This is a genomic window from Bizionia myxarmorum (assembly GCF_008086205.1).
In the GTDB taxonomy this organism is placed as follows: Bacteria; Bacteroidota; Bacteroidia; order Flavobacteriales; family Flavobacteriaceae; genus Algorimicrobium; species Algorimicrobium myxarmorum.
The window spans coordinates 1-1,777 of the sequence record NZ_VSKK01000010.1; the positions used below are offsets into that span (position 1 = coordinate 1).

At 29.9% G+C, this 1,777-nt stretch carries 2 protein-coding genes; both read right to left on the minus strand.

The window, feature by feature from the left end; genetic code table 11:
* Positions 1-270: 270 nt before the first annotated feature.
* Positions 271-582, minus strand: coding sequence for a hypothetical protein (locus tag ES674_RS15290; protein ID WP_148405516.1), 312 nt, complete (start codon positions 580-582; stop codon positions 271-273).
* Positions 583-876: 294 nt separating this feature from the next.
* Complete coding sequence (locus ES674_RS15295) at positions 877-1,449, minus strand: hypothetical protein (RefSeq protein WP_148405518.1); 573 nt, start codon at positions 1,447-1,449, stop codon at positions 877-879.
* Between the last annotated feature and the right edge of the window lie 328 nt (positions 1,450-1,777).

A 1,777-nucleotide genomic window follows, 5' to 3' on the forward strand; every position in this document is an offset into this window, starting at 1 on the left:
AGAATTTTTGATTTCAGCTGTAATTCCGTTTTTTCCGTAATTGCAGGAAGTCAAAGTCAAAGTCAAAATCAAAATTAGTAAAGTAAATTTTTTCATATTTCAGGACGAGTCAATATTATGCACAACGGTTTTGTATATGAAAAGTGCGTGCTTGTGTCAGAGGATTTTCGGAACGAAAATCGGATGAAAGCAAGTACGCACTTTCCTTTGGTTTAGCACTAAACTACGCATTTTTTATATACAGTGTTGTAAGTAGTAGTTTCTTTTTTTTTAATTATTCTTATTAATATTTTCTATTCTTAATTCAAGGTTTTTCCAAATTCCGAATAATATATTAGTGCTTTTTGATGCTTTTTCATATTCTAATTTTCCTAAATCGGTCAATTGGTATTTTTTCTCAAACTTGCTAATTAAAAGCTGTTTTGATAGCCAAGAAATTGATGTTTGTAATTCTTTATGATTTGGGATTGCGTGATTGATTCCGTCCGCAATATTAGAGATTTCTTGAATATTAGCAGGTTCAGTTTGTGATGCTAACGCAATTGATAAAAATATCCAAGATATTATTTCTTCTTCTGTCATTTATATTCTCTTTACACAGTATTTAATTCCGTTTGAGTAGTAATTCCGCAACTTGCTAAAATCAGATTTTGAGTAAAAAATTTAGCGTAATGTTTTGGAAAATCAGTCGTTTTTAATTCCGTATTTTTTGCGTTTGAATGGTTTCCGCTATTACTTACAACGGTTTTGTATATGAAAAGTGCGTGCTTGTGTCAGCGGATTTTCGGAACGAAAATCGGATGAAAGCAAGTACGCACTTTCCTTTGGTTTAGCACTAAACTACGCATTTTTTATATACAGTGTTGGCAACAGTATTTATTTATCGTTAAGTTTTTTTTTGGTCAGTTCAGCTATTAATTCAGATAGCTTTTCTCCTAATGATTTCGTCCATATGTCAATTAGATTTGTTTTTCCAATTTGTGAATCTATCATTATTCTGATTCCTGCGTTTAGTTTGTCAAACTTTCTTCGTTTGGTAGCAATTCCGTTAAAAGATGTAAATGTATAATTAGTACTTTCTTTTTTTAGTATATCTTTTCTTAAATAGTCAATTGGAGTAACAGTGAGCAAGTCGTTTTGTAAGTCAATTTGAATATTGTTGTTAAGTTTAATTCTGTTAATTCTTTCATTTAAAACGATAATTATCCAAATTAGAGCAAATCCGATTAGTGTTAATTGAATAGAAAAGGTAAAGGGAATTATAAAGATTACAAAACAGATTATTACTGGGACATAAATCAGAATAAATAACTCACCGATTAAATTCAGTTTATTTATTTTTCTCGAATTTAGAGTTAATACTTTTCCGTCAAAGAATATTTCTGGGTCTCTTAAATTATTCCTTTCTTCTTTAAAATGCTTTATAAATTTGTCTTGTTCGGGTGTCATTTATATTGTTGCCAACGGTTTTGTATATGAAAAGTAGCGCTGAAAATAAACGCTATCTATTCGGATGAAACACAAGCCGAATTTTTAAATTTTACTATTTATTTTATTTTTGGGAAATCGTCAAATTTAAAAATTTGGCGACTTCCTAAAAATGCTCTAACCTTTGTGTTAGCAACGACTCGCGCTATTTTTTATATACGTCTTAAGTTAGCGTTTTAATAAAAACACTAAATTAAGGTCTATAAATAAGAAAGCACAAAAGAGAGGAGTAAGGTTATTATATACGCAGAGACTTTGATCTCGTCAACATTGAAAATCCCCTCTCTTT